Annotated in this window: 21 protein-coding genes; 8 read left to right on the forward strand and 13 right to left on the reverse strand. The window is 64.6% G+C overall.

The genetic code is table 11. The annotated features are described in order from the left end of the window. Positions 1 to 28 precede the first annotated feature (28 nt). Positions 29 to 1,000: a LysR family transcriptional regulator gene (locus tag P8T11_RS04200; RefSeq protein ID WP_268078125.1), complete on the forward strand. Its 972-nt coding sequence runs from the start codon at positions 29 to 31 to the stop codon at positions 998 to 1,000. A 75-nt stretch (positions 1,001 to 1,075) separates the two neighbouring features. Then, positions 1,076 to 2,371 (forward strand): O-acetylhomoserine aminocarboxypropyltransferase/cysteine synthase family protein, encoded by a 1,296-nt coding sequence (locus tag P8T11_RS04205; protein ID WP_268078124.1) that lies wholly within the window; start codon positions 1,076 to 1,078, stop codon positions 2,369 to 2,371. Positions 2,372 to 2,379: 8 nt separating this feature from the next. Here the strand turns inward: P8T11_RS04205 and P8T11_RS04210 are convergent, their stop codons facing one another. Further along, a complete protein-coding gene (locus tag P8T11_RS04210; RefSeq protein ID WP_268078123.1) occupies positions 2,380 to 2,838 on the reverse strand; it encodes a surface-adhesin E family protein in 459 nt (152 codons plus the stop codon). Positions 2,839 to 2,984: 146 nt separating this feature from the next. Between P8T11_RS04210 and P8T11_RS04215 the strand changes: the two genes are divergently transcribed. Beyond that, a complete protein-coding gene (locus P8T11_RS04215) occupies positions 2,985 to 4,307 on the forward strand; it encodes a hypothetical protein (protein ID WP_268078122.1) in 1,323 nt (440 codons plus the stop codon). Positions 4,308 to 4,429: 122 nt separating this feature from the next. Here the strand turns inward: P8T11_RS04215 and P8T11_RS04220 are convergent, their stop codons facing one another. Together P8T11_RS04220 and P8T11_RS04225 are read right to left on the reverse strand one after the other, a co-directional pair. Further along, the gene (locus P8T11_RS04220) at positions 4,430 to 4,849 is read right to left on the reverse strand and encodes a universal stress protein (RefSeq protein ID WP_268078121.1); all 420 of its coding nucleotides are present in this window, start codon (positions 4,847 to 4,849) and stop codon (positions 4,430 to 4,432) included. Next, complete coding sequence (locus tag P8T11_RS04225) at positions 4,846 to 5,853, reverse strand: TerC family protein (RefSeq protein WP_268078120.1); 1,008 nt, start codon at positions 5,851 to 5,853, stop codon at positions 4,846 to 4,848. The genes P8T11_RS04220 and P8T11_RS04225 overlap by 4 nt, the downstream gene beginning before the upstream one ends. 126 nt (positions 5,854 to 5,979) lie before the next feature. On the opposite strand from P8T11_RS04225, the gene nhaR reads away from it, so the two are divergent. Beyond that, positions 5,980 to 6,900 carry a transcriptional activator NhaR gene (gene nhaR / locus P8T11_RS04230; RefSeq protein WP_268078119.1) on the forward strand — a complete coding sequence of 307 codons (921 nt, stop codon included), beginning with the start codon at positions 5,980 to 5,982 and terminating at the stop codon, positions 6,898 to 6,900. 18 nt (positions 6,901 to 6,918) lie between these two features. Here the strand turns inward: nhaR and P8T11_RS04235 are convergent, their stop codons facing one another. Continuing rightward, positions 6,919 to 7,608, reverse strand: coding sequence for a GntR family transcriptional regulator (locus tag P8T11_RS04235; protein ID WP_100855577.1), 690 nt, complete (start codon positions 7,606 to 7,608; stop codon positions 6,919 to 6,921). Positions 7,609 to 7,741: 133 nt separating this feature from the next. On the opposite strand from P8T11_RS04235, the gene araD reads away from it, so the two are divergent. From araD to P8T11_RS04250, 3 genes are all read left to right on the forward strand, one after another. Beyond that, on the forward strand, positions 7,742 to 9,472 hold the full coding sequence (gene araD, locus P8T11_RS04240; protein ID WP_268078118.1) for an L-arabinonate dehydratase: 1,731 nt from the start codon (positions 7,742 to 7,744) through the stop codon (positions 9,470 to 9,472). Between the two features lie 124 nt (positions 9,473 to 9,596). Continuing rightward, positions 9,597 to 10,307, forward strand: coding sequence for a ribonuclease activity regulator RraA (locus P8T11_RS04245; protein WP_268082451.1), 711 nt, complete (start codon positions 9,597 to 9,599; stop codon positions 10,305 to 10,307). Positions 10,308 to 10,376: 69 nt separating this feature from the next. Further along, entirely contained in the window at positions 10,377 to 11,363 is a 987-nt protein-coding gene (locus tag P8T11_RS04250) for a Bug family tripartite tricarboxylate transporter substrate binding protein (RefSeq protein WP_268078117.1), read from the forward strand. A gap of 104 nt (positions 11,364 to 11,467) precedes the next feature. On the opposite strand, the gene P8T11_RS04255 is transcribed toward P8T11_RS04250, so the two are convergent. Then, complete coding sequence (locus tag P8T11_RS04255; RefSeq protein ID WP_268078116.1) at positions 11,468 to 12,454, reverse strand: Bug family tripartite tricarboxylate transporter substrate binding protein; 987 nt, start codon at positions 12,452 to 12,454, stop codon at positions 11,468 to 11,470. Positions 12,455 to 12,550: 96 nt separating this feature from the next. Continuing rightward, positions 12,551 to 13,675 carry a muconate/chloromuconate family cycloisomerase gene (locus tag P8T11_RS04260; RefSeq protein WP_268078115.1) on the reverse strand — a complete coding sequence of 375 codons (1,125 nt, stop codon included), beginning with the start codon at positions 13,673 to 13,675 and terminating at the stop codon, positions 12,551 to 12,553. A gap of 108 nt (positions 13,676 to 13,783) precedes the next feature. Between P8T11_RS04260 and P8T11_RS04265 the strand changes: the two genes are divergently transcribed. Further along, the gene (locus P8T11_RS04265) at positions 13,784 to 14,686 is read left to right on the forward strand and encodes a LysR family transcriptional regulator (RefSeq protein ID WP_268078114.1); all 903 of its coding nucleotides are present in this window, start codon (positions 13,784 to 13,786) and stop codon (positions 14,684 to 14,686) included. A 6-nt stretch (positions 14,687 to 14,692) separates the two neighbouring features. Here P8T11_RS04265 and P8T11_RS04270 read toward each other — a convergent pair whose 3' ends face one another. The 7 genes from P8T11_RS04270 to P8T11_RS04300 form a co-directional block, all read right to left on the reverse strand. Then, positions 14,693 to 15,661, reverse strand: coding sequence for a hypothetical protein (locus P8T11_RS04270; protein ID WP_268078113.1), 969 nt, complete (start codon positions 15,659 to 15,661; stop codon positions 14,693 to 14,695). Beyond that, positions 15,658 to 16,446: a hypothetical protein gene (locus P8T11_RS04275; RefSeq protein WP_268078111.1), complete on the reverse strand. Its 789-nt coding sequence runs from the start codon at positions 16,444 to 16,446 to the stop codon at positions 15,658 to 15,660. The genes P8T11_RS04270 and P8T11_RS04275 overlap by 4 nt, the downstream gene beginning before the upstream one ends. Then, a complete protein-coding gene (locus P8T11_RS04280; protein ID WP_268078110.1) occupies positions 16,443 to 18,014 on the reverse strand; it encodes a GGDEF domain-containing protein in 1,572 nt (523 codons plus the stop codon). The genes P8T11_RS04275 and P8T11_RS04280 overlap by 4 nt, the downstream gene beginning before the upstream one ends. A 146-nt stretch (positions 18,015 to 18,160) precedes the next feature. Beyond that, positions 18,161 to 19,804 carry an arylsulfatase gene (locus tag P8T11_RS04285; RefSeq protein ID WP_268078109.1) on the reverse strand — a complete coding sequence of 548 codons (1,644 nt, stop codon included), beginning with the start codon at positions 19,802 to 19,804 and terminating at the stop codon, positions 18,161 to 18,163. A 297-nt stretch (positions 19,805 to 20,101) separates the two neighbouring features. Beyond that, a complete protein-coding gene (locus P8T11_RS04290) occupies positions 20,102 to 21,292 on the reverse strand; it encodes a hypothetical protein (protein ID WP_268078108.1) in 1,191 nt (396 codons plus the stop codon). Between the two features lie 127 nt (positions 21,293 to 21,419). After that, positions 21,420 to 22,340, reverse strand: coding sequence for a hypothetical protein (locus P8T11_RS04295; protein ID WP_268078107.1), 921 nt, complete (start codon positions 22,338 to 22,340; stop codon positions 21,420 to 21,422). 135 nt (positions 22,341 to 22,475) lie between these two features. Further along, positions 22,476 to 23,366 carry a LysR family transcriptional regulator gene (locus tag P8T11_RS04300; RefSeq protein WP_268078106.1) on the reverse strand — a complete coding sequence of 297 codons (891 nt, stop codon included), beginning with the start codon at positions 23,364 to 23,366 and terminating at the stop codon, positions 22,476 to 22,478. Positions 23,367 to 23,456 lie beyond the last annotated feature (90 nt).

A 23,456-nucleotide genomic window follows, 5' to 3' on the forward strand; every position in this document is an offset into this window, starting at 1 on the left:
CCTTTTTTTCGACCCCGTCCGCCACGCCATGCCCCAAACGCCTGTCCGCACTCCGCCGTCGCTGCCGCTTGCCCCCGAACGCATGGACTGGAACCTGCTGCGCACGTTCATGTTCGTTGTGCAAGAGCGCGGCGTGGGCCGCGCGGCGCAGGCGCTGCATCTGAGCCAGCCGGCGGTGAGCCAGGCGCTGAAGCGCCTTGAAGACGCAGTGGGGGGCTTGCTGCTGCACCGGCGCAACGGCGAATTCCGCCTGACGGGCCTGGGCGATGAAATCTACGCCATCGCCCGCGACATGTACGGCACGATGGCGCGCATTGAAAACGCCGCCACCCAGGACCGGGCCGAAATCGCCGGCACCTTGCGGTTGCTGGTGATGAGCAAGGTGCAAAGCCCGGCTTACGACGACTTTCTGGCGCAGTTCCATCGGCGCTACCCCAAGATTGAATTCCATGTAGACGTGCTGCCCAGCGCCGCCATCCTGGACGCGCTGGCCAAGCGCGTGCCCGCCTTGGGCATCTGCCTGTGCCGCCATCCGGTCGATGCGCTGGAGCGCCGGCTGTTTCTGCGACACCGCTACGCGGTCGTCTGCGGCCGCCATCACCCGCTGTTTTCCAAGCCGCGCGTCAGTCTTGAAGACCTGATGGACCAGAACTTCGTATGCTTTGCCAGCGACCAGATTGGCGATACGCTGTCGCCCTTGACGATCTTTCGCGATCAGCAGGGGTTTACGGGGCGCATCGTGGGCACGTCGCCAAATATTGAAGAGATTCGCCGCATGGTGGTGGCGGGCATCGGCTTGAGCTTTTTGCCGGAACACCTGATCCGCCAGGACGTCATGGGCGGCGACCTGCGCCGGCTGCCGCCGGCTGAGTCGGTTGCCGAGATCGATGTGTTCCTGACCTGGCATAAGCAGCGCAAGCTGACGGCGGTGGAAGTGGCCTATCTCAGCGCCTTTGATCGTTTCTTGAACCGCACGCCGCTGGATTCGCGCGCGGGTTGAACCTTTGAATTCAAAAACAGGCGGGGCAGGTGATCCACACCAACCCCGCCATCACGACACTTCCTGGAGAGACAAATGACTGAACCGAAGAAACCCAATTGGCGTTTGGAAACCGTGGCCGTGCATGGCGGCTACCGCCCGGATCCGACGACGCGCGCCGTGGCGGTGCCCATCTACCAGACCGTGGCCTACGCTTTCGACGATACGCAGCATGGCGCCGACCTGTTCGACCTGAAGGTGCCCGGCAACATCTACACGCGCATCATGAACCCCACGACCGACGTGCTGGAGCAGCGCGTGGCGGCCCTGGAAGGCGGCATTGCGGCGCTGGCGCTGGCCTCGGGCCAGTCGGCCGTCACCTACGCCATCATGACCATCGCCGAAGCGGGCGACAACATCGTGTCGTCCAGCACGCTGTACGGCGGCACCTACAACCTGTTCGCGCATACGCTTCCGCAATACGGCATCACCACGCGCTTTGCCAACCCCAGCGACCTGGCCGCCTTCGAAGCGCAGATCGATGAGCGCACCAAGGCCATCTTCGCGGAATCGGTCGGCAACCCGTTGGGCAACATCACGGACATCGCCGCGCTGGCCGACCTGGCGCACCGCCACGGCCTGCCGCTGATCGTGGACAACACCGTGCCGTCGCCGTACCTGCTGCGCCCCATCGAGCATGGCGCCGACATCGTGGTGCAGTCGCTAACCAAGTACCTGGGTGGACACGGCACCAGCCTGGGCGGCGCCATTATTGATTCGGGCAAGTTCCCGTGGGCCGAGCACAAGGCCCGCTTCAAGCGCCTGAACGAACCGGACGTCAGCTACCACGGCGTGGTCTACACGGAAGCCTTTGGCGCGGCCGCCTACATTGGCCGCGCGCGCGTCGTGCCGCTGCGCAATACGGGGGCTGCGATTTCACCGTTCAATTCGTTCCAGATTCTGCAGGGCATCGAAACGCTGGCGTTGCGCGTGGACCGCATTGTTGAAAACGCGGTGAAGGTCGCGAACTTCCTGCGCGAACACCCGAAGGTGGAATGGGTCAACTACGCGGGCCTGCCGGATCACCCCGACCACGCCCTGGCGCAGAAATACCTGGGTGGCAAGGTGCCGGGCTTGTTCACCTTTGGCGTGAAGGGCGGCCGCGATGCCGGTGCGCGCTTCCAGGACGCGCTGCAACTGTTCACGCGCCTGGTCAACATCGGAGATTCCAAGTCCCTGGCGACGCACCCGGCGTCCACCACGCACCGCCAACTGAATCCGGAAGAGCTGCAAAAGGCCGGCGTGCGCGAAGAAACCGTGCGCTTGTCGATTGGCATTGAGCACATTGACGACCTGATCGCTGATCTGGAGCAGGCACTGGCGCAAGTCTGAACGCAGCCCTATTTGCTCCCGTTCCTGCCCGCCTTGGGGCAGACCATGGCGCGCAAGGAGCGCTGGACGGGGTCACGCGCCACGGGGGCATTGTGGATGTCCGCCACCGGAATCGATTCGACTACCGCGCCGGTGGCGTCGCTGCCGGCGTAGTGCCGGGTTTCGGTAACCGTATAGGTGTCGGTGGTGCAGTTCAAGGTGATGAGCTGCGCCACCGACCGGTACGTCTGGCCAGTGGTTTCCGACACGCGCTGTTGCGCATAAAACCATGCGACCGTCACGGCCATGACAGCAGGCTTGTCGGACACGCGCGTAACCGACGCGCTGTCGTAGAACACGCCGGGCATGGCCTGCGGGTCTAGCGGCGTCCATAAGACTGCGGGGGCGGCGGCGCGCGCCATGGGTACCCAGACGGCGGCTCCCAGCAGAGCCAGGGCGATGAAAAGCGGTGCATGCCTTGCGATCATGTCGGGATTCCGTGGGCGGCCGGTGCAGCGTAAGAGGATGTCACGCCAGTATAGAGAACGTCAGGCAACACGCTATAGTTTCGCCCATTCCCTTTAAAAGATACCGGCCAAATGGCGGGTGTACGCGCATCAGAAGCCCTGCCTCCATGAACCTTAGACTGCTTGCCAGCGGTGTTGCGATTGCCGTCGCGGGGGTGATCGGGTATGGCATCCACCAACTGGTTCCGCTGGGTCAGCCGCTGGCGCGCAGCGAAATCATCGGCGAACTCAATGGACCGGCGCTGGCCTCGTCGTCCCGGGTGGCGCTGCAACGCTACGGCGAACGGCAACTGCTGATCGGGCAGCGCCTGGTGTCCGCGCAGGACATGGCGGCGCTGGATGCGGCACCCATGCTGGACGCGCTGGTGCCCGCTTTCAGCACACGCCAGCCCAACCCCTGGCTGGTGGCCGACACGCGCAACCTGATCTACGGCGGCCACGGCACGGGCGCGTTCAACCTGCTGGGCTCGATCAGCGGGGATGCGGGCGTCAGCCTGATCGGGTCGCCGCAAGGGCACGAGCTGTACCTGGTGACCGCCGCTGAACGCCTTGCCGGCCCGGACGGGCTGGCCGGCAACTGGGAAATATTACGATCCAACGACTTTGGCAAGACCTGGGCGCTGGCGCCGGACGTGGTGCTGGGCCTGCCGCTGCGGCACACGGTATTCCTGACGTCGGACCGCGTGATTGCCCTGCAACGTCATGACGGGCGCCAGCGCTTGATGGTCAGCCAGGACGGCGCCCGCCATTGGTCCGCCACCTTGCTGGACGAGCAGGTCTGGCCGGACGGGGTGGCGTTCGAGCGCGGCTTTCGCGACCGCCTGGCCAGGGAAGGCGGCGCGGGCGCGGAAGACCAACTGGCTTACGACTGGTCGCTCTATCCGCTGGACGAGCACCGTGCGGTGGGATGGAGCTGGCGCACGCGGATCAGCCTGGATGCCTCGGCCAAGAACCAGGTGTTGGAAACGCGGCGTTTTGAAGTCGACCTGCAAAACGGGGCATCGCCCGCGTTTCGCATTGCGCAGGACGTGCCGCCTGTGCCGGCACAGGCGGCCGAGGCCAATGTCACGCGCGACCAGGCGGTGTTCGAGACCTGGGGCGACGCCATCTACGAACTGGACAAGGCCGAACCCAGCTGGCACCGGCGCGCGGCCTCGCCCATGGTGCAAGGCAAGCCCAGCTGGATAGACGATGCCTGGTTCGGCCCGAATGCCTGGGTCATCAAGACCTACGCCGACCATCTGTTTTCGTTCAACGAATACACCAAGACCTATTTCTATACACGCGACCAGGGCAAGACCTGGCGCCCGTTCCAGATCCCGCAGGACGTGGAGATCGGCCTGCTGGGCCTGGACGCCACGGGCGACGCGCTGCTGTCGCTGGCCGAGCGCGACGGCAAGACGGTGATTCGGCGGTATCCGCTGGATTGAAGCGCGGTCAGCATGCTTCAACGTGACGCGTAAACCTGAAACGCCTGCACGAAGCACCTGCACGCAGCACCTGTATCAAGCACCTGCATCACGCGCCAGCGGCTGCCGCCATGTTGCCCGCGTCAGACCACCAGCACCGGGCAGGGCGCGTGCGCGATGATCCGGCTGCTGACGGACCCCATCAACGCATTCATCAAGGGACTGCGGTGATGTGAGCCCAGCACGATGGCGTTGGCCTTGACGCGCGTCGCGTAGTCGACGATTTTCCCGGGCGTGAAGCCGGTCATCTCGTGGCATTCGTAGTTCACGTTGCCGTGGCGCAGGATGTCCACCACCGAGCGCATCGCCTTGTCGCTTTCTTCGTGGTGCCAGGCATCGACTTCGTCCTTGCCGACGAATGACACGACATCCCCCCGGACCTCGGGCTCGCAATGCACCACATGCACGATGAAATCGCGGTTCAGCAATGGGGTGGCGACCAGGTAGCGGGCCGCCTCATCGCTATACGTCGATCCGTCGGTGGCAAGAATGATCGTGTTCATGGCTGCTCTCCGGTTTGGGGCTTCTTCACGTCGTTGCGGGCGGCGGTGGCCTTCCGCTTTGGCCGGGCCAGGCTGGCGCCAATCGAGGCCGCCAGGACCAGCCCGATAATGCCTAGCGACCAATGCACCGGCACGTGCATCCACTGTGCCGCCAGCATCTTGGCGCCGATGATCATCAGTACGACAGCCAAGCCGTACTTCAGATAATGGAAGCGGTCCACCATGTCGGCCAGCAGGAAGTACAGCGCCCGCAAGCCCATGATGGCGAAGATGTTTGATGTGAAAACGATAAAGGGGTCGGTGGTGATCGCGAAGATGGCGGGAATGCTGTCCACCGCGAAGACCACGTCCGTCGCTTCGATCATCAGCAGCACCACGAACATGGGGGTCGCGTAGCGCAGCCCGTCTATCCGCACGAAGAAGGCCTGGCCGTGATAGTCCTTGGTGATCCGCATGGTTGCCCGCATGAACCGCACCATGGGGTTCTGCGCGATATCGGGCTGCCGGCCCGCCACGGCCAGCATCCTGGCGCCGCTCAGCACCAGGAAGGCGCCCAGCACATAGAACATCCACACGAACTGGGTCAGCAGCCATACGCCCGCCAGTATCATCCCGATGCGCATGAAGATGGCGCCCATCACGCCGTACAGCAGCACCCGCCGCTGCAATTCGGCGGGCACCGCGAAGTAGGTGAAGATCAGGGAAAACACGAACATGTTGTCCGCGGACAGGGACAGTTCGATGAGATAGCCGGTGAAGAACTCCAGCGTCTTTTGATTGGCCACCGCGCGGCTCATGTTGGCGTCCAGCCACCACCACATCAGCAGGCCGAACAGCGTTGCCAGTGACGACCAGGCAAGCACCCAGCACAGCGCTTCCCGAGACGACACGCGGTGCGCCTGGCGTCCGCCCAGCGCATACAGATCCAGCGCCAGTACGGCCACCACGAAAACGATGAACCCGACCCACATCGGCAGGGTGGCAAATGTTTCTACCTGGCTCATCCGTCGCCTCCACAAATACGAGGACCGTCTGCTCAAACACCAATACGAGGCCAGTCTAGAGCGCCTCTATTCTTCGGACAATTCGCATAACATGAACCCATAGTCAGATTTTTTGGAATGATCGCCATGGTCACTCTCAACTACAAGCATCTGCGCTATTTCTGGGTGGTCGCCAAGGCCGGCAGCATTGCCCGCGCGGCACAGCAATTGCAGCGCACGGCGCAATCCATCAGCGGCCAGTTGCAAGACCTGGAAGACGCGCTGGGCTCGGCGCTGTTCAGGCGAGTGGGGCGGGGGTTGGAACTGACGGACATCGGTCGCCGGACGCTGCAATACGCGGACCGCATCTTCACCCTGGGCGATGAACTGCTGGACGATCTGCGTAACCGCCCCGCGCGGCAAACCCTGGATTTCAGGCTGGGCATTGCTGAAGGCGTACCCAAATCGCTGGTGTACCGGATGATCGAGCCGGTGTTGCAGCTGGAAGAGAACGTGCGGCTGATCTGCCGTGAAGGGCGGCTGGCCTTTTTGCTGGCGGACCTGGCGGTGCACCGCTACGACATGGTGATTGCTGACCGCCCGATGCCCAGTCATTTGAACGTGCGCGGCTTTAGCCACTTGCTGGGCGAAAGCAGCCTGACGTTTTTTGGCGCGCCCGCCTTGCTGGAACAGTTGCCGGGCCGCTTTCCCAAGATGCTGGATCAGGCGCCTTTCCTGTTGCCGGGCGAAGACGCGGCGATTCGCCTGCGGCTGCTGCAATGGTTTGACGAACACAATATCCGCCCGCGCATCGTGGGCGAATTCGATGACAGCGCCTTGCTGAATGCGTTTGGCCAAACCGGCGTGGGCCTGTTCGCCGCGCCGACCGCCACGGCCGCCTTTCTGGTCAAACAGTATCGGGTGCGGTCCATTGGCAGCGCCCGTGCGGTCAAGGAACAGCTTTACGCGCTGACCACCGAACGGCAGTTGCAGCACCCGGCCATCATTGCGCTTAGCAAGGCGGCGCAGGAAGACATCTTCGGCGCATCAACACCGGCGCAAGGGTAAACGTCGGCGCCAGCGTCGTCAGGCGGCCAGCACGTAGTCGGGATAGCGTTTGCAGATCTCGGCCACCTGGCTCAGGGTGCCGGACAGATGTTCGCGCAGCACCTGTTGCGCTCGCGCGGGTTCCTGCGCCCGGATCGCATCCAGCAAGCGTTGATGGTCGTCCATGATGCGTTCGGCCTTGCCGGCTTCGGGCAGGTGCAGCCGGCGCAGGCGGTCCAGATGGCCGCTGTAGCGCTGCTCAAGCTCCCATAGGCTCGTCACGCCCGCGGCAATGTGCATGTCGCGGTGAAAGGCCTGGTCGGCGTCAATGAACTGCTGGTATTCGCCATTGGCGTGGCTGATGCGTTGCAGGTCGATGCTGGTTTGCAGGCGCTTGTGCAAGGCCGCGTCGGACTGCTGCGCCAGCAGGTGCACGATTTCCAGTTCCAGCGATTGCCGAAGGAAGTGCGCCTGGCGCGCGGCGGGAATGTCGATGCGGCTGACCACCGTGGTGTGCTGCGGGTAGATCTCGACCAGCGCCTCTTCGGCCAGCCGCATCAACGCATCGCGGATGGGGGTTTGGCTCAGGCCATAGCTTTCAGCCAGCGTCACGCGCGACAGCGGGGCGCCGGGCGCAAGTTCCAGCGACACGATCTGTTCGCGTAGATGTTCGAAGACCTGGGGCGCGGCGTGGCGCGAGCGGTCCAGTCTGAGCTTGGGGCTTTGCATCAGGGGGCCTGACGGGAGTACGGTAGGAAAGCCCGCAGTGTAGCGGGTTTTCACCTAGCTGACGCACTAATGTATTAGTGTTTAAATGGCTCCATTCCACCCTGTCATTGCTCCCAATTCCCCCATACCCCCTATGAAACGTACCTACGAAAGTCTGCGCAGCGCCGCCTGGATGGCCAAGGACGACCTGCGTTCGTTCGGCCATCGGTCCCGCATGATGCAAATGGGCTATGCCCCGGATGACTGGGTCGGCCGGCCGATCATCGCCATCATCAACACCTGGTCCGACCTGAACCCCTGTCACAGCCACTTCAAGCAGCGCGTGGAAGACGTGAAGCGCGGCGTATTTCAGGCGGGCGGGTTTCCGGTGGAGCTGCCGGCGATTTCGGTGTCGGAATCGTTCGTGAAGCCCACCACCATGCTCTATCGCAACTTCCTGGCCATGGAAACCGAAGAGCTGCTGCGCAGCCATCCGGTGGATGGCGCGGTGCTGATGGGCGGTTGCGACAAGACCACGCCGGGCCTGCTCATGGGCGCCATCAGCGCCGGGCTGCCGTGCGTGTACGTGCCCGCCGGCCCCATGCTGCGCGGTAACTGGAAGGGCAAGATCCTGGGCTCGGGCTCTGATGCGTGGAAGCTCTGGGACGAGCGCCGCGCCGGCAAGATCACCCAGGAACAATGGACCGAAGTGGAAGGGGGCATTGCCCGCAGCTACGGCACCTGCATGACGATGGGCACGGCCAGCACCATGACCGCCATCGCCGAATCCATCGGCATGACGCTGCCGGGCGCGTCCTCGATTCCGGCCGCCGACGTCGGCCACATGCGCATGTCCGCCGAATGCGGCCGCCGCGTGGTGGACATGGTCTGGGACGACCTGACTCCCCAGCGCATCCTGAGCATGGCTTCGTTCAAGAACGCCATCAACGTGGCCATGGCCATGGGCTGTTCCACCAACGCCATCATTCACCTGGTGGCCATGTCGCGCCGCGCCGGCCACGCCGTGGGCCTGGAAGATTTTGATGCCGCCAGCCGCAAGGTGCCGGTCATTGCCAACATCCGCCCCAGCGGCGACACCTACCTGATGGAAGACTTCTATTACGCGGGCGGCTTGCCGGCGCTGATGTCGCGCCTGGAAGGCCACCTGGACCTGTCGGCCATGACCGTGACCGGCAAGACGCTGGGCGAAAACATCGCCGGCGCCGAGGTCTATAACGACGACGTGATCCGCAAGCTGGACACCGCCATCTACGACGAAGGCGCGCTGGCCGTGCTGCGCGGCAATATCGCGCCCGACGGCTGCGTCATCAAACCCAGCGCCTGCGCGCCGCAGTTCTTGCAGCACACCGGGCCGGCGCTGGTGTTCGACGACTACCCCAGCATGAAGGCCGCGGTAGACGACGAAAACCTGGACGTGACGCCGGAACACATCATGATCCTGCGCAACGCCGGCCCGCAAGGCGGCCCCGGCATGCCGGAATGGGGCATGCTGCCCATTCCCACCAAGCTGGTGAAGCAGGGCGTGCGCGACATGCTGCGCCTGTCGGACGCCCGCATGAGCGGCACGAGTTACGGCGCCTGCATTCTGCATGCCGCGCCCGAATCGTATGTGGGCGGGCCGCTGGCCTTCGTCAAGACGGGCGACCTGATCACGGTCGACGTGCCGGCCCGCAGCATCCACCTGAACATCAGCGACGAAGAACTGGCCGCGCGCCGCGCCGCCTGGACGCCGCCGCCCAAGCGCTACGAGCGTGGCTACGGCTGGATGTATTCCAAGCACATCCTGCAAGCCAACGACGGCTGCGATTTCGATTTCCTGGAAACCGAGTTCGGCGCGCCCGTGCCTGAACCCGAGATTTTCTAAGCCTGGTTTCTTATTGCGCGTTGCCTGTTGCCGGTTTCTAGCCGGCTTCTTGCCCGCTTTTTGTCCGCTTGTTGCCCGCTTGTTGCCTATTTCTTGCCTAATGCCCGGAGCCATCGTGTCCCAAATGAATCCCGAAACCCGTGCCCGCCTGTCCGGCATCAGCACGGCCACCCTGTGCACCGCCTTGTTCAAGCGCGGCCTGCGCAACCAGTTCATCCAGGACGTGCGTCCGCTGAACGCCAACCTGCCCAATATGGTCGGCCCGGCGTTCACCCTGCGCTACATCCCGGCCCGCGAAGACCTGAACACCATCAAGGTGTTTGAAGACCGCTCGCACCCGCAGCGCGTGGCGGTCGAGACCTGCCCGGAAGGCGCCGTATTGGTCATGGACAGCCGCAAGGACGCGCGCGCCGCGTCCGCCGGTTCCATCCTGATCACGCGCCTGATGAAGCGCGGTGTGGCGGGCGTGGTCACCGACGGCGGCTTTCGCGATTCCCCGGAAATCGCCGAACTGGGTTTCGCTGCCTATCACCAGCGTCCGTCGGCCCCCACCAACCTGACGCTGCATCAGGCGCTGGACATCAACGAACCCATCGGCTGCGGCGACGTGGCGGTGTGGCCCGGCGACATCGTCGTGGGCGATCGTGAAGGCGTGGTGGTGATTCCGGCGCATCTGGCCGACGAGATCTCGATCGAAGCGGTAGAGATGACCGCGTTCGAAGACTTCGTGACCAGCCAGGTGCAGCAGGGCGCGTCCATCCTGGGCCTGTACCCGCCCACCGACCCGGGCACCCAAGACAAATTCGCCGCCTGGCGCAAAGAACAAGGCCGTTGAGCTTTGCCGCCGGCCGCCCGGCCGGCGATCCATACCAATAAGTCAATAAATCAAGGCAGGAGACAATCCATGAATACGCAACGACGCAGCGCGTTGGGCGCGCTGCTGGCCGCTACCCTGTGCGCGCTGGCCATGCCCGCCAGCGCCGCCGACTGGCCCGCGCAAAAGCCCATTTCCTATGTGGTGCCGTTCACTGTGGGCGGTTCCACCGACGTGGTCGGCCGTGTGCTGGCCCAGAAGCTGGCTGACCGCCTGCACCAGAACGTCATCGTTGAAAACAAGCCCGGCGCGGCCGGCGGCATCGGCGCCACCTACGTGGCCAAGGCCGCGCCCGACGGCTACACGCTGTTTGGCGGCACCATCAGCACGCACGCCATCAATGCCAGCCTGTACAAGAACCTGAAGTACGACCCGGTCAAGGACTTCGAGCCGGTGTCGCTGATTGCCTACCTGCCCAACGTGCTGCTGGTGGACCCGAACCTGGGCGTGAATTCGGTGGCGGATTTGATCGCGCTGCTCAAGCGCGACCCGAACAAGCGCACCTTCGCCTCGTCCGGCGCGGGCACGTCCACGCACCTGGCCGGTGAATTGTTTTCCAGCATGATCGGCGTGCCGCTCACGCACGTGCCGTACAAGGGCACGCCGCCCGCCATGGTGGATGTGTCGTCCGGCTCGGTGACCTTCATGTTCGACCAGATGACGGCCGCGCTGCCGCTGCTGCAAACCGGCAAGCTGAAACTGCTGGCCGTCACCACCAAGGACCGCATCGCGCTGGCGCCCGATGTGCCCACCATGCAGGAAGCCGGCGTGCCGGGCTTCCAGATGGCGTCCTGGCAGGCCGTCTACGCGCCCAAGGGCACGCCCAAGCCTATCCTGGACAAGCTTGCGGCCGAGATCGCCATCATCCTGAAAGAACCTGATGTGCAGGAAAAGCTGGGCAAGACCATGGGCATGGAGCTCGTGGGCAGCACGCCCGACCAACTGCGCGCGCTGATGGCCACCGAAATTCCGCGTTGGGCGGAAGTGGTGAAGAAGTCCGGGGCAACGGTGGAGTAATCCACGGTGGCATGACCAACGGTGGAATAACGTCTGCTCAAGAACGGCAAAACGCCCACGTGCACGCAAGTGCGACGTGGGCGTTTTTACCTGGGAGCCAGGTCTTAGTTGACCTTGATGTTCCGTTCCTTCACCAGCGTCTTCCACTGGGCGGTTTCCTTGGCCAGGTGATCGCGCAGCTCGTCGGGCGCGCTGCCGATGGATTCCGCACCGATGGAATCCAGCGTGGCCCGGACCTTGGGTTCGGCCAAAGCAACGCGCATGGCTTCGTTCAGCTTGGCCACCACTTCCGGCGGCGTGCCGGCGGGGGCGAAGGCGGCGAACCAGGGCATCAGTTCATAGCCCGCCACGCCGGCTTCCTGCATGGTCGGCACATCCGGCAGGGCGGCGGAGCGCTTGGCGGTGGTCACGCCCAAGGCGCGCAGTTTGCCGGTGGCGATGTGCGGCTTGGCCGACGTGATGCTGTCGAACATGTAGTCCACCTGTCCGCCCAAGAGGTCGGCCACGGCGGGGCCGCTGCCCTTGTAGGGCACGTGCAGCATCTCGACGCCGGTCATCGACACGAACAATTCGCCGGCAAGGTGGATGGACGTGCCGACCCCCGCCGAGGCGTAGGTGTAGTGATTGGGCTGGGCCTTGGCCTTGGCAATGACATCCGCCACGCTGGTGGCGCCAGTGCGCTCGGGGTTGGTGACCAGCACGTTGGGCACCACGGCCAGCAGCGAGATCGGGGCGAAGTCCTTGATGGGGTCGTAGTTCAGGTCGGTGTACAAGGCCGGGTTGACGGCCATGCCGTTGGCCACGATCAGGATGGTGTAGCCGTCAGGCTTGGAACGCGCCACGCCGGCCGCGCCGATGTTGCCGCCCGCGCCCGCGCGGTTTTCCACGATGAACGTGGTGTTGAGCTGTTTGCCCATTGATTCGCTCAGCGTGCGGGCAATGCTGTCCATGGCGCCGCCGGGCGGGAAGGGAACCACCCACTTGACCGGGCGGTCGGGGTAGCTGTCGGCCAGCGCGGCGGACGCGCCGCCCAGCAGCGACAGGGCCAGGATGGCGCGGGCAAAGGGTTTGATCACATGGCGCAGGCGCATGGTTGTCTCCGTGGTGCTTGATGGTTGGTGGGCGCGCTCTTGGCGGCGCGGGCCCGTCTTGCCGGGTAAAAAAAAGAGCGTTGTCCGCGTGATCGCTCAGCGGTCGCGGCGATAGAAATTCAGTTTGTCTTCGTCCAGCGTCAGCCCCAAGCCGGGGCCGTCGGGCAGTTCCAGTTCAAAGTCGGCGTAGCGCGGCGGGTTCGCCACGATGTCGTCTTTCAGCAGCAGGGGGCCGAACAGTTCCGTGCCCCACGACAGGCGCGGCAGGCAGGCAAAGCCGTGGGCGGAAGCCACCGACCCCACCGAGCCTTCCAGCATGGTGCCGCCATACAGCGACATGCCGGCTGCGTCGCCCACGGCCGCGGTGCGCAGCATTTCATACAGGCCGCCGGACTTGGCGATCTTCAAGGCCAGCACATCGGCCGCGCCCTGGCGCGCGATGTCCAGCGCATCTTCCGGGCCATTGACGGCTTCGTCCGCCATGATGGGCACCACGAAGCGTGCCGCCAGCCGCGCCATGCCGGCCAGGTTGGCGCGCGGAATGGGTTGTTCGATCAGGTCCACCCCGGCAGCTTCCAGCCGGGCAATGGCGCCGGCCGCATCGGCTTCGTTCCAGGCCTGGTTCACATCCACCGTGACGCGGGCGCGGTCGCCCAGCGCCTGCTTGATGCGCGACACATGCGCCACGTCTTCCGACACGGCGCGGCGTCCCACTTTCAGCTTGAAGGTGTTGTGGCGGCGGCTTTGCAGCAGCGACTCGGCTTCTTCGATATCGCGCGCGGTGTCGCCGCTGGCCAGGGTCCACAGCACGGGCATGCGCTTGCGCACCGCGCCGCCCAGCAGGGTGGACACCGGCACGTTCAGCCGTTTTCCTTGCGCGTCCAGCAGCGCGGTTTCCAGTGCCGACTTGGCAAAGCGATTGCCGCGCGCCACCTTCTCCAGCCGCTGCATGGCGGCGTGGATGTTGGTGGCGTCGCCGCCCGCCAGCGCGGGCGCCAGATAGGTATCGATGGCCAGCTTGATGCCCTCGGGGCTTTCTTCTCCGTAGGACAGGCCGCCGATGGTGGTGGCCTCGCCGATGCCTTCGATGCCGTCGCTGCAAGTCAGCCGCACAATCACCAGCGTCTGGCGCTGCATGACCGCCATGGCCAGTTGATGGGCGCGGATGGTGGGCAGGTCCACCAGAATGGCCTGGACCGAGAGAATGCTGACCGGATTCATACTTTTAATGCCAAGGGTTAAGCGATTGATCGCAGTATGGCTTGCGCTTTCCCATTGCGTCCAAGACTATATGGGTTTCCATTAATACCTTTAAGGTCTAGGTCAACCATGGAACTTCGGCACCTGCGGTATTTCCAGGCCGTGGCGGAAGAGGGCAGTTTCACGCGCGCCGCCGTCCGCCTGCACATCGCCCAGCCCCCGCTCAGCCGCCAGATACGCCAGCTTGAGGACGAGCTGGGCGTGTTGCTGTTTGAGCGCACCACGCGCGCGCTGCGCCTGACCGAGGCCGGGCGCTTTTTGTTGGAGCAGTCGCGCTTGCTGACGGCGCGGCTGGAAGAGGTGCTGGAAGGCACGCGCAGGCTGGGGCAGACCCAGCGCCGCTGGTTTGGCATCGGGTTCGTGCCGTCGACGCTGTATGGATTCGTGCCGGAACTGATTCGGCAACTGCGCAGCGCCGACCCTCAGGTAGAAGTGGGGCTGATGGAAATGACGACCCTGCCGCAGCTGGAGGCGCTGAAGGCCGGGCGCATCGACCTGGGCATCGGCCGGATCCTGCTGGACGACCCGGCCATTGAACGGCAGGTGTTGATGACGGAAGCCCTGGTGGCCGCCGTGCCCTTGCATCACCCTTTGGCGGGCGCGGCCAGCGTGTCGGTGGAACGCCTGGCGCAAGAACCTTTTGTGCTGTATCCGGCGCGGCCCCGGCCCAACTTCGCGGACCACGTGCTGGGGTTGTTCCGCGCGGCGGGTCATTCGCTGCAAGTGGTGCAAGAAGCCAATGAATTGCAGACGGCGATTGGCCTGGTCGCGGCGGGCTTGGGCGTGTCGGTGGTGCCGGCATCCGTGCAGCGCTTGCAGCGTCAGGACGTGGCGCATGTGCCGATCGAGGGCGATGGGTTTGTGTCGCCGGTGATTGCCAGCTACCGCAAGGACGACGGGTCGGCGTTCCTGGCCCGCGCGCTGAGCCTGGCGCAGGCCCTGGCCGCGCGCAGTGCAGCGCCGCCTGTTTGAACCCCTTCAGAAGCTGACCGCCAGCCCCACTGAGAACCCCGACACATTGGTGCCGAACACATACCGGCCCACCAGCCGCGTGCGCGTGATGATGACGTCGTAGGCGCTGGAGTCCAGTTCCAGGCCCGCTCCCACGGAGGTCAGGCGGTCAAAGCCCAGCACTCCACGCTGGTCGCCCAGGAATTCGGAATGCGTCAGTTCCAGCACATAGCGCAGCGGCCGTTGCAGCAGCACGATGCCCGTGGGCGCCCGGTAGCGCGCCCACAAGTTGGCCGATTGCGCGGTGGCGTTGCCCTGTACGGCGGCCGAGCTGGAGAAGCTCTTCAGGCGGATATCTGAATAGCGCAGCTCCACGTCCACTTCGTAGCCGGGCCGGTAGTGCTCGTAGTCGAGCATCAGCGATCCACCCAGGCCGTAGGCGTTCAAGGACCCGCGGTCCAGGAAGTCAACGTCGGTGCCGGTTTGCCGCCCAACATACCAGCTGGCGGCGCGCAGGTCGCTGGTGACGTTGCCCAGCGCCACGTTGAAGATGGGGCGCAGCTTCAGTTCGTCGGTCAGCTTGAAGTCCCAGCCGATGCCGCCGGTGGCCGACAGACTGTTCCATTTGGTGGGGATGCTGCGGTTTTCGGCGCCCTGGGTGGCCACGAAGGTGGGGTCGTAGCGGCTGCCGGCCAGTACGCCTTCCAGGTAGATGGGCACCGAATCCGAAATGGTGTCGCCGCCGCCCAACTGCGTCATGAAGAATTCCGTGGACCCCGAGGTGGAGCCGCCACCACTGCCGATGTTCAGTGAGCTGGTCGTGATGTCGGGCACGATGGAAAACGACATCAGCGCCAGCACGCCGTTGGCGCGCTTTTGCAGATCGTCCTTGCTGAGTCGCAGCGTTTGCGCGCTGGCGTCCGGCCCGGCGGCGCACGCCAGCGCGGTGACGACACAGGCCGACACCCGTGCTGTGGCGCGCGTGGCCGCTGTCATTTCAGGGCTCCTGAGGGCGCGCCCATCGCTTCCCGCTGTGCCATCAGCAGCGTATCGCTCTGGTCGATGCGGATGGCGCCGATACGCGGAAACTCGAAGTCGATGATGATGTACAGCGCCACCGTCATCACCAGCGCATAGATGATCTGGTGGAACAGCGTGTCGCGCTGCGCGGTGGCCAGGTTCAGGCCGATCAGGCAGGCGCAGACCAATGCCAGGAAGCACAGGAACACGTAGGTCATGGCCGGCGGGTGCACTTTTTGCGCAACCATCTGTGCGGTGGACACGTCGAACATGTCGTTCACGGCGCCGATGTACGACGTCGCGAAGGGCGGCACGGCATTCCTGGCCGCCAGCATCGACCCCTTCCATATCTCGTTTTGCAGGGCCGAGGCCTTTGCCGCGATCGCATCGCGCTGCTCCAGGTCGGCCACGTTGCGGTAGTAGTTGATGCGCTCGTCCACGTACAGCCGAAATTGATCGCGCAGCGCGGGCTGGTCGGCCACATTCAGCATGTCGATGCGCAACCAGGCGGTGCCGATGGAATTCACTTCCTGCACCAGCAGGTTGCGCCGCTCGGCCATGCGCTGCGCGGCGCCCGAAAACGTAAAGGCGATCAGCAAACCCAACAGGGCGAAGACCGAGGCCTCGATGGCCGCCGAGCCCGCGCGGCCCTTTTCGTCGGCTTGCTGGCGCTTGCCGAGGTAGCGTCCGAATCGGATCGCGCCAAGTAAAAGCAAAAAGAACGCGGCGGCGCACAGCGCCAGAATCGATGAGTAGCTCACGTTGCCACCTTGCCTTCGGGCTGGGTTGTCAGGACTTGCTTGTTCCACCGGGTGACGCGGTTGCGTCCGTGTTGTTTGGAGGCGTAGAGCGCCAGGTCGGCGCCTTTGACCACGGCCTGCGGCAAGGTGGCGTCTTGCGGCCACAGCGCCACCCCGACCGACACGGTGACCTGGCCCACGCCGGCCGGCATGGCGGTCTGCGCAACGCCCGCGCGAATGCGTTCGGCCGTGGCAAGCGCCGCCGTATCGGACGCGGCCGGGACGATCACCACGAATTCCTCGCCGCCCACCCGAAAGGGCCGGTCTTGCTGACGCACGCTACGGCCCAGCGTCTGCGCCAGGGCAATCAGCACCTGGTCGCCCACCGGATGTCCATGCGTGTCATTGATGTGCTTGAAGTGGTCCACGTCCAGCGCGATCACGGCGAACGCCGTGTTGGAGGCCACCAGTTCATCCAGCCGCTGGCGCATGGCGCGGCGGTTCATCAGGCCGGTCATCGGATCGGTCAGGGATTCGACGTTCAGCCGGCCGACTTCTTGATGGTGCCGCGCCAGCCGGGTTGCCAAAGCCTCGCGCAGCTCGTCCGCTTCCACGTACCAGGTGCGCAATGCACTGGCCTGCTGCCCCTGGGGGCTTGCCGCGTCCGGGTTGGCCAAGGCGTGTGTCAGCCGGGCAAGGGGGCGGGCGATGGCGTAGGCCAGGGCGCTGACCAGCATCAAGGTCAGCAGCACGGCGGGGATGGCGAATAGCACTGCTTCGCGCAGCAGTGCGTTCAAGGGCGACAGCGCATGGTCCAGCGGACGCTGCACGACCACCGCCCAGTGGCCTTTGCCCAACGGCGCGTAGCCGGTCAGCATGACGTGGCCCGCGGCGTCTTGCACCTGGGCCGACCCGGGGCCGGCCATCGTTGGCAGGCCGTCCGATGCCACGTCGGGTCCGCCGGCCGACGCGCCGCTGGCGCCGTGCCGGTACAGCGCCTGGCCGTCTTGGTTCACCAGATAGACGATGGTGCCGTCGGCATAGGGATGTTCGCCGATCAGCTTGTCGATCTGGCTGCCGCGTTCCAGCAGCACCACGGCGGCAAGCGCGCCGTCGGGCAGCGGGTTCACCAGCGTCAAGGTGGCGGGCGCCCCGTCGGGCTGGCAGCAGGGGCGGACCCATTCGCCGATGCGGCGTTCGGCCACACGCAAGGCAGTCAACGTCGGAATGGCGCCCAGCGCCTGGGGGGTGTCGGACGCCCGGGCTGTGATGGCGCCTTGGCGGTCGGCCAGCAACACGGTGGACACGCCCTCGATTCTTGCCGCCAGGCGCGACAGTTCGGAGGCCAGCGCCGCTTCAGGCAGTGGCTCGCCGGAAAACCGTGCCGCGCTGGCATCAAGCTGGCGATGCACCGCCGCGATGTACAGCGTGATGACTTCGGAAAGCTTCTGGGCGTAGGCCCGATTGGCTTCCAGCGTATTGCGCACCGCCTGGGCCTTTTGCACCTGATAGCCCGCGTACAGCGCATTGGCGAACCCGATCGCCACGCTAAGCACGGCCAGCGCAATCAGCACGGCCAGCAAGCTCACTTTCCTGTTTGTCGCCATGTCGATGAGCCGTTTTGACCAGCGGTCGCAACGCCGGATAGGGAAGGTGTGCCGAACGGTTGCGATACGCACAGGACGGGAACGCGGCGTATTGCCGCGTTCCCGCCTGTCACCTGCCTATCGCCCGATCAAGCGCCGGGCTTTTGCCCCTTCTTGGCCATGTCCTCGAAGTACTGCTTGATCTTCGCGTCCACCTCTTCCTGCACCTGGTCGGTACTGAAGCTGGGCGGATTCTGGCTGGGCGGCCATTCGATGAACGTTTCCAGGAACTCGGACGCCTTGGCCGAACCGATGAAAGCCAGATAGGCGTTCTTGGTGATCCAGTCGTTGTACTGGTCCGACACGATGTCGGCGCGTTCGTACGGGTCCATGCGCAGGTTGAACACCTTGGGCACGCGCAAGCACACGAAAGGCTCTTTCCACACGGCGAAACCGCCTGGCGCCTTCTGTTCGCAGAACACCACCTTCCAGTTCTCGAACCGCATGGCGACCAGCAAGCCATCGTCGTTGAAGTAGTAGAAGTCCTGGCGGGCGCCCTTGTCGCTCTTGCCGGTCAGGTAGTCAAGCTGGTTGTAGCCGTCCAGGTGCACCTTGTAGTCGCGCGTGGCGCCGCTGGGCTTCCAGCCCTTGAGCAAGCGCTCTTTGACGTCGGTATCGCCGGCCGCGGCGAGCAGGGTGGGGAACCAGTCCAGGCCCGACACGATATCGTTCCTGACCGTGCCCGGCTCGATATGGCCGGGCCAGCGGATCATGGCCGGCACGCGGAAGGCGCCTTCCCAGTTGGTGTCCTTTTCGCTGCGGAAGGGGGTAGACGCCGCATCCGGCCACGAGAACTGGTTCGGCCCGTTGTCCGTCGTGTAGATCACGATGGTGTCCTTGGCGATGCCCAGGTCATCCAGCTTTTTCAAGAGCTTGCCCACGTCCTGGTCATGCTCCCACATGCCGTCGGCATACGCGTTGCCGGGCATGCCGCTCTTGCCCTGGTGTTCGGGCCGGATGTGCGTGAACAAGTGCATGCGCGTGGAGTTCATCCACAGGAAGAACGGCTTGTCGTCCTTGCCGTGCTTGTCCAGGTAGTCCAGCGCCGCGCCCACCGTTTCGTCGTCGATGGTCTCCATGCGCTTGGTGGTCAGGGCGCCGGTGTCCTCGATCTTGCCGTCGGCCGACGCCTTGATCACGCCACGCGGCATATAGGCCTTGACGATGGGGTCCTTGGCGTCCTTGGGGAAGTACGGGCGTTCTGGCTCTTCTTCGGCGTTCAGGTGGTAAAGATTGCCGAAGAACACGTCAAAGCCGTGTTTGGTGGGCAGGAATTCGTCGCGGTCGCCCAAGTGGTTCTTGCCGAACTGGGCAGTGTTGTAGCCGTGGCTTTTCAGGGCTTGGGCGATGGTGATGTCACGGTCTTGCAAGCCCACGGGGGCGCCGGGAATGCCTACTTTGGACAAACCAGTGCGGCGCGGGGATTGGCCGGTGATGAAGGTGGAGCGTCCGGCCGTGCAACTGTTTTCGGCGTAGTAGTCGGTGAAGATCGCGCCTTCGTTGGCGATCCGGTCAATATTCGGTGTGCGGTATCCCACGACACCCCGGGTGTAGGCGCTGATGTTTGCCTGCCCGATGTCATCGCCGAAAATCACCAGGATGTTCGGCTTCTTGCCCGAGGACTGCGCCTGCGTGCCGGAAGGGGCACTTTGGGTTTGCGCGTAGGCGCCTCCCATCACCGCAAGTCCGCTAGCGGCTAACAGGGCCGCTCCCCACCATCGTCTTGCATTCATGACATCCCCTCCTTGCCCTCGCGGGCATTGAACGTGAACGGTCAATCGCACTGATAAAGACGGTACTTATTCGGGATTGCTTGACGTGTCTTGCACGCGCGGGTAGCTAAGTCGCTGGGTTCGGGTTGGACTAAGCCTGAATATTCTTGATGGAACATAGGCTGCGCCCGCAGAGCGCGGGTGGCGGCGAAATTCAGAATACAGAACTCTTTTTATTTTTTCCAGACTTTCGCTTTGCTGTCGTCTGATTTTTTTCCCGCCGTGCGGCGGGGAGTTCTTGCAAGGCGGTCTCGCGGTTCAGGCCGCCTCGGACCACTCCGTGCCGGGCTCGGCGCATTCAGGCAGCACCATATCCGAGTGCCCGGGGCATACCCAGCGCACCCGTTCGCGCGTTGCATCGATGCAACCGCCTTCGGCATAAACCCCTTGCGGATCCCGGATACGGGTCATGCGTGCAAGCACGGCCTCGGTGGCTGCGGGGTCCGCCAAGGTCTGCCGGACGCGCTCGCGGACGATGGCTTCGTCCATATGGCGCTTGCCCGTGGCGTCGGTGCGCACGCCGTGGCGCCAATGGAATATCTCCACGCATTTGGACGTCAGCGTGTAGGGTTCGCCATGTTCCCAAAAATTGTTGAACTGGCCGTTGCCCAGATAGAACACCCACGATCCCTCAAAGCCTTCCACGTCGGAAGAGGCCGCGTCGGGGTTACGGAACCACAGCCGGTCGCCCGGCACGTAAAAGCGCTGGGGCAGGGGCGCGTCCAGGGAACCGTATTCGTGCAGGAAGGCTTCGTGAAAGCGTCCGGACATGACGGCGCGGGTTTCCCATTGCCGTTGCAGGCGGCGCCCCAGCTCGGGGTTGGCGTGTTGCAGTTCCTGCGCGATGCCCAGCACCGTCACGTACTCCGTCGCGCGGTAGCACGAGAACGCATACAACTGCCCCGACGCCTCGGGTTGCGTCGCCTTGCGCAAGCCTTCGATCAGCGAGCGGCCGGGCAGGATGGTAAAGCCGCGCGCTTCATCGTAGGTCCAGAAATCCTCGGGCCGTTCGGCATGCTCGGTGTCAAACGCCAGCGCCGTTTTGCGGGCGGCCTGCACAATGTAGCGCCGGATGCGCACCGCCGATGCCAGTTCCGCCACGTTGGGAAACGTGAATGCCACCGGGCTGGCCAGCATGGCCAACAGAATTTCGCGGTCGAGGTCGCCAGTGTCGGTGTCGGGTCGCAGGCCCAGCCGTTGCGCAACGCCCGTGGTGTCGTGTTCGGGCAGGAATGCCTGGGCAAAGGCGGTGTGCAGCCAGGCGTGCGCCCCGGGCGTGGCGCCGGTCAGGCCGCAGCAGATGGCTGCCTGCCGAAGCCCGGCTTGTGTCAGGAACTGGTCCAGCTCTGGCAGGGCCTGGCTTGGGTCATGAAAGTCGGATGAGTCGGGAGACTCGATGCGTATGCCGCCACGAGGCGGGGGAACCAGAGTTTGCTCAAAAAGCCGCATGAGAGTCCAAGCCGAAGAGTGGGACAACATCAAGGAGGAAATTGTAGGCAGACGGGCTTAATAGCAGCTGTACGCAAGCGCTATCTTCGCCGTGTCGTCGCGCGTTGAGCAGGCGGCCACGTCCTGCCTATTTGGCGACGTACGCTTTGCTGGCGGCATCAAAGGCATAGGCGGTGACGTCAGCAGCGCCCAGTTGGCGCGTCTTGTTCGGTCCGGAAATCGTGGTGCCGCTGGGTTTGACGGTCACGGTGGGCATGTCCTGCCTGCCATCCTGGGAAAAGACCAGCTCGCCCGTGCTGGACGTGCAGGGCATCACGTCGCCGTCGGCGCAGGCCGCGCTGTTGTCTTCGCCGGTCAGCAAGCTGCCCACATAGGTCCAGACATCGCCGTCAATGTCGTTCTTCAGCCGTTCGGGGTTGAAAACCAGCAGGGCGTAGCCATCGCTGGTGATGCCGTTGTCAAAGCTCGTGGTGGGCACGGCCAACAAGAGCTTGCCGGCCGGGGTGCGGTGTTCCCGCGGCTTGCGGCGGGTGTCGACCTCTTCGCCGCGCTCGTACGCGCCGAATTCCCCGATGGTGGGTTCCATGCCGCGGAATTTCCAGGGTTTGTCAGAGGCGGGGTCGGCCAGCACGAACGTGGCTTCGGCCAGGTTGACCCGCGTGCCGGGACCGGGCTCTTCCTGGCTTTCAGCGTCGGCCGGCGTGGCGTACCGGGGCGCGGTCTGCCACGCGAAGCCGGTGTAATAGCGCGTGCCCTCGGACTCGTAGGCATGGCCGAACCAGTACGTGGCGATGCGGCCGTTTTCGACTTCGTATGTCGTTTCGCCCTTGCCGTCGATCTGAAAGATGCTGGCCATCACCGTGGGCGCGTCGGGCGGCTCGACGGCCGGCGCGGCCTGCCGGGAGAGCGGGCCGGGCGCGTCGGAAGCGGAGGCGGCGGAAGCGGAAGCGGCGGCGGGCGTCGTGGCCAGGGTGGCAAACGCGACCACAGCAAGCAGGCCGGCAACGGTGGCGCGTAGGGTTGGGCAAGCCTTCAGGGAGGAAGTCATGGAAGTCGCGTTGTTCTGTTGTTTCTGTGCGGTGGCGAGTATAAGCGCGCGTGTGTACCAAGGGGCTTCACAATATTTCGCGGGTTACAGGGGCGTTACCAAGGGCCGTTACCAAGGGCCGTTACCAAGGCCCCGCTACGCGCCCGCCAACACCGCTTCGCGGAATTCCTTCATCAAAGGCGACCACAGCGTGCCGCGCCGCGAAATCAACGCGATGTTGCGGCGTAATGGCGGCCCCAGCGTCACCGGCAGGGCCATCACGTCCGCGTTGGCGGACAGCGCGCTTTGAGGCAATACGGCCAGCATGTCGGAGCCGGCCAGCAGCCGCAGCGAGCCTTCGGAAAAATGCTCGACTTCCAGCGCGGCCAACGGCAGCCCCAGGCCCGCTTCCGCGAAACGCGCATCCAGCAGCAGACGGGCCACGGAGGTGGGGCGCGGCAGAATCCAGCGCTGGCCGCCCAGGTCGCGCAGCGCCACGCGCGCCTTCGCGGCCAGCGGATGGCGCCGGCTGGCCGCCACGCACAGCGCATCATCGAACATGATCTCGTGGCGCAGGGTCGGGGGGCCATCGGCATAGACGGGCGTGACGGCAAGGTCGAGCTTGCCGCTTTCCACCTGCGCATTCAGATCGTCGGAAAGCCCTTGTGTCAGCTGGATGCGCAATGCGGGGCGGCGGGGCAGCAGGCGGTTCAGCACCGGCATCACCACGCTGTCCACCGTGGCGCCGGTGGCGCCAACGCGCAACAGGCCGGCTTCGCCCACGCGCAGCTCCATGGCGTGGCGTACCGCGTCACGGTATTCCGCCCACAGCCGTTTGGCGTGCTGCAAGAACACCATGCCTTCGGAGCTAAGGGTCAAGCCGCGTCCGTGGCGCAGCATCAGGGCCAGCCCGGTATCGGCTTCCAGGCGCCGCAGGGATTTGGACAGCGCGGGCTGGCTTACGCCGCAGGCCGCGGCGGCCCGCTCCAGGTGACCGTGCTCGACCGCCGCCAAGAAATATTCGATATCACGCAGGGATAAATTCATGAACACCAGGAATTCCATATAGCACTTTTGGGAATATTACGCCGCTTAGGCGCGCCTAGAATCCGGACATTCCCCCACGCTTATAGAGGC

Origin of the sequence: Achromobacter spanius (assembly GCF_029637605.1) — a bacterium.
GTDB classification, from domain to species: Bacteria; Pseudomonadota; Gammaproteobacteria; order Burkholderiales; family Burkholderiaceae_B; genus Achromobacter; species Achromobacter spanius_E.